A 232-nucleotide genomic window follows, 5' to 3' on the forward strand; every position below is an offset into this window, starting at 1 on the left:
GCATTAGAACATGGTGCTAATTTTTTCGATCACGCGGATCTTTATGCTGCAGGTAAGTGTGAGGAAATTTTCGCAGACGCAATTCACATGAATGATGATGTTCGAGAAAAAGTGATTCTCCAGTCTAAATGTGGGATTCGCCCAGATGTAGGAACTTATGATCAATCAAAAGAGCACATATTAACTTCCGTTGACAAGATCCTACAACGTCTGAGAACGGACTACTTAGACG

1 protein-coding gene is annotated in these 232 nt (G+C 40.9%); it reads left to right on the forward strand.

The genetic code is table 11. The features are described from left to right. On the forward strand, positions 1–232 hold a 232-nt coding region (locus AOA59_RS31750), incomplete at both ends, for an aldo/keto reductase (protein ID WP_178076328.1).

It is taken from the genome of Pseudomonas sp. 2822-15 (genome assembly GCF_002742515.1).
GTDB lineage: Bacteria > Pseudomonadota > Gammaproteobacteria > Pseudomonadales > Pseudomonadaceae > Aquipseudomonas > Aquipseudomonas salomonii.